The following is a 3475-nucleotide window of genomic DNA, read 5'->3' on the forward strand; positions in this document are numbered from 1 at the left end:
GAGCGGCAGCCGTTCCGCTTCCGTCTCCTCAAATTCGTCGGGATTCTGATTGGGATAGGCGATTCACGCCACACTGAGGTCGCCTGAAGCAACTACCATTTCCGTCATGGCCAAGCTGACCCTTTCGATCGAAGATGACCTCCTCCGACGGGCCCACATGCATGCACAGGAGCAGGGGACTACCGTAAACGCTCTTTTGCGGGGTTACCTGGAGCGCTTTGCTGGCGGGAACGATGCGTACCGGCAAGCCACCGATACGGTGTTGGCGATCGCCCGCAGCCACAGAGGCGGGAAGTGACGGGAGTCGTTGGTCGCGGGAAGCGCTGCACGAGCGTAGTGAACGTCGCTCCTGATCGTGGTCGGGTAGGGTGTGCCGACGATAGGAGGCGCACCGGCATCCGGGTGGTGCGCCTCGTGCCTCGGCAGACCCTACGCCCGCGTCAAGTAGGAGCGGTTTCAGCCGCGACCGAATCACCGTCATAAACATCCCGCTTAAGCGTCTCGACGGACGCTCCGCTCGCGAATGAATTCGCTCCTACGCTGCTTTCTTCATTCAGCACCATGTCGTCAGACGAGTGATAATTTCAGATTATTCCTGCAGACCGAAATGCATGATCATGTTAGCCTAAATGCCAAAATGAGAAATGATTCGTTCTCCTCGTGTCTTTTGCCGATAGCCGGATCACATAGGTCGAAGAAAGGATCTTCCTTGTTAATGCTCAGGTTGCTCCCTTGTTTGGAGGTGTGTGCGGGCTGTAGTGCGAATGCATCATGATGGATAACTTCAAAATTCCATGTGTTATACTCCTTGACCAAGAGCATGAACAAGGCTGTGGCTTGACCTGAAAAGTCCATAACCAGCGGAATAGTCTGGTTGTCGAGCGAGCAGAGTAACTCTTTGATATGAAAGAAGAAATTAATAGCGAAGCGCGAGTCCGTCCAATCTTGCGGCGGATTCCCGAGCTCACCCTGGAAGAGTCGTTCGCCAAACTGGAGGAGTACCTCCAAAATCCCACCGTATGTCTTAGCTGCGCCCTCATGGAGAGCCAACTGCTGCCGACGAAGAGCAACATGGCTCGGGTTCTGCGGGAGACGCGCAAGCAGAACGGCGTGGTAGTTACCCTTGGTCCTAGTCGGGACAACGACTGGTCGTCCCAAATCATCTACAAAGATTTTGCCGATGCCGCCGCTGAAGCGGTGCGAGCGATCGATGCGACTCAATTGACGCTCCCCAAGCTCAAAGAGTTGCTCAGCAAGGGGCGTCGTTTCGTCACCATTGCCGGAGACGATCCCCAGCACCTGGAGAAGTCGGAAGCGGTGCGTACCCACGGCGGTTACGATCGTTTCGACTGCGCCTCGGTGGCGGCCATCTACTACCCCGGCGATCTTCCAAACAAGGGGGCGCTGCTCAACGTGCTGAAGCCGTTGCGAACCGCCTACCGTACCCTCGATATCGTCGAGGCGTGCTCAGGCGGGCGATCGATGAAGGATCTGGTGCTGGATGCCTACGGGGCGCTTCAGGAATATGACGAGATCCCCTCCAGCGAACGCTTTGTCTACGAGCACTCGTTGAGCTACTACATCATCCCCCTGATGCGCTTGTTGAAGGTATTCGTCGACTTCGGAAACGACGCCGAGCGCGAAGCCGCGGTTTTCATTCTCAATCCCCACAAGTACTACGAAAAGTATCTGGCCTCACGAGAAGCTGCCTGATACCCACGGATTACTCGATTTCGACGGACCCGGAAATGACGGTGAGACAGTTGTGCCTGGATTTGGACAGGCTTGGTGGATTTCGTGAGGTTTTCGAGGCGACGACCGACGATGAGCGCAACCGGGTCGAGGTCCACGCCCGTATGGAACGGGTTCTGGTTCACGCCTTGGAGGGGCTCACCGGACTCGGTATTCATCTTTACCCAACGCCTCGCGATGTCCTGGTGAAGAAATATCTTTCCGATGCGTTTCGCGATGGCTCCTCTTCGAAACACCTGAACTGTCGCCGCGACGTACTCGGGCCGCTCTACATCGAGGCGAACTACGGCTGTTTCGACGGCATATCACCGAAGGATGTCGTGCTCGGTTAGAACGCGGGCATCTTCGGCATTCCATCCTGAGGGAATTCCATGGGCCACGTCTTCGCCGAACTGGAACTGAGCAATCCCCGCCAACCCGACCTCGCCCCGATCCGGGTCAACGCGCTCGCCGACACCGGTGCTTTGATGCTCTGCGTGCCCGAGCACGTCGCCCTCCAACTGGACCTCGAAACCGAATCCACCCGCGAAGTCTCCGTGGCCGACGGCCGCAGCCTGAACGTCCCCTACGTCGGCCCGGTCAAGGTCGCCTTCGGCACACGTTTCTGCTACGTCGGCGCCCTGGTCCCGGGCGACGAAGTGCTCCTCGGCGCGGTGCCGATGGAGGACATGGATCTGGTGGTCAACCCCGCCAAGCGTGAACTCACCGTCGATCCTGCGAACCCGAATATTCCGTACGCTCGCGTCAAATAACGCCACGCCGTTGTTTGTCGATGGTTCGGCTCGGCGCCATACTATGGCGAGACCGCAGTCGAAGGAGTGCCTTCCTTGAAACCCTCTCACGCCCTCGCAGCCCATCGAACGGAGATTCGTCGCGTGGTGGAGTCCCACCGCGCCCGCAATCCGCGCGTCTTCGGCTCCGCGCTGCGGGGCGAGGACGAGGAGGGGAGCGATCTCGACCTGCTGATCGACCCGACGCCCGAGATGACGCTGTTCGATATCGGTGCGATTCGTCATGAGCTGCTGGGGTTGCTCGGTGTGGAGGTGGATGTGTTGACCCCCAACGCGCTGCCGGAGAGTTTTCGCTCCAATATTCTGTCCGAGGCGCGGCCGATATGAGGCGGTTAGAGGCAGTGTGGGATATGAATGATGTGATAGAAACTCGGTATCAGGGCGATTACGTCTATGGAATCCGGTTTGACGATGGGGTGACCGGAAATATAGACTTTTCCGAGTACCTGTCGAAGGGGCCGGTCTTTGAGCCGCTGCGGGATTCGGAGTTCTCCAAGATGGCTATTGTGGACGGAGGAACCATCGCGTGGCCCAATGGCGCGGACATTGCGCCTGAGCGACTGTATGAGCGGATATCCCACGGAAGAGTGTAGGGCGGATTGGCGATAGCGTAATCCGCCAGGAACGAAGTCACCTTCGCCGAAGGCAGCTCTGATGTGGCGGATTACGCTATCGCTATCCGCCCTACGCGCTGGAGTTCTTCAAGAAGGCTATCGTGGACGGAGGAACCATCGCGTGGCCAAATGTCGCAGATATTGCTCCCGAGAGACTGTATGAGCGGATATCCTATGGAAGATCCGCGGCGTAGCATTGGGTTGGGTGCATAAACAGCTGCTTGGTCGTCCAGAGTGGGGGCGATCAGAAAGATTCTACACGATGACGTCTGATATTGAGTTATTGATGACTCGTGTCTGACTTGGGTCGTCAGGAGG

At 57.7% G+C, this 3475-nt stretch carries 6 protein-coding genes; all 6 read left to right on the plus strand.

What is annotated here, in order from left to right; all coding sequences use genetic code 11:
• Window positions 1-106 precede the first annotated feature (106 nt).
• The 6 genes from ACYQ2W_RS25640 (at window position 107) to ACYQ2W_RS25665 (ending at window position 3136) form a co-directional block, all read left to right on the plus strand.
• Window positions 107-298 (plus strand): DUF6364 family protein, encoded by a 192-nt coding sequence (locus ACYQ2W_RS25640; protein ID WP_459873799.1) that lies wholly within the window; start codon window positions 107-109, stop codon window positions 296-298.
• A 605-nt stretch (window positions 299-903) separates the two neighbouring features.
• Window positions 904-1713 (plus strand): hypothetical protein, encoded by an 810-nt coding sequence (locus ACYQ2W_RS25645; RefSeq protein WP_459873802.1) that lies wholly within the window; start codon window positions 904-906, stop codon window positions 1711-1713.
• Window positions 1714-1748: 35 nt separating this feature from the next.
• Window positions 1749-2084, plus strand: coding sequence for a hypothetical protein (locus ACYQ2W_RS25650; protein ID WP_459873804.1), 336 nt, complete (start codon window positions 1749-1751; stop codon window positions 2082-2084).
• Window positions 2085-2123: 39 nt separating this feature from the next.
• Entirely contained in the window at window positions 2124-2504 is a 381-nt protein-coding gene (locus tag ACYQ2W_RS25655) for a clan AA aspartic protease (protein ID WP_459873806.1), read from the plus strand.
• Window positions 2505-2579: 75 nt separating this feature from the next.
• Window positions 2580-2870 (plus strand): nucleotidyltransferase family protein, encoded by a 291-nt coding sequence (locus ACYQ2W_RS25660; protein ID WP_459873808.1) that lies wholly within the window; start codon window positions 2580-2582, stop codon window positions 2868-2870.
• 23 nt (window positions 2871-2893) lie between these two features.
• The gene (locus ACYQ2W_RS25665; RefSeq protein WP_459873810.1) at window positions 2894-3136 is read left to right on the plus strand and encodes a DUF2442 domain-containing protein; all 243 of its coding nucleotides are present in this window, start codon (window positions 2894-2896) and stop codon (window positions 3134-3136) included.
• The last annotated feature ends 339 nt before the right edge of the window (window positions 3137-3475 follow it).

The organism is Endothiovibrio diazotrophicus (assembly GCF_054657215.1).

What these genes read in the sequence shown, in the direction of transcription:
- ACYQ2W_RS25640 (WP_459873799.1), top strand. Translation starts at nt 107, where the DNA reads ATGGCCAAGCTGACCCTTTCGATCGAAGATGACCTCCTCCGACGGGCC.
- ACYQ2W_RS25645 (WP_459873802.1), top strand. Translation starts at nt 904, where the DNA reads ATGAAAGAAGAAATTAATAGCGAAGCGCGAGTCCGTCCAATCTTGCGG.
- ACYQ2W_RS25650 (WP_459873804.1), top strand. Translation starts at nt 1,749, where the DNA reads ATGACGGTGAGACAGTTGTGCCTGGATTTGGACAGGCTTGGTGGATTT.
- ACYQ2W_RS25655 (WP_459873806.1), top strand. Translation starts at nt 2,124, where the DNA reads ATGGGCCACGTCTTCGCCGAACTGGAACTGAGCAATCCCCGCCAACCC.
- ACYQ2W_RS25665 (WP_459873810.1), top strand. Translation starts at nt 2,894, where the DNA reads ATGAATGATGTGATAGAAACTCGGTATCAGGGCGATTACGTCTATGGA.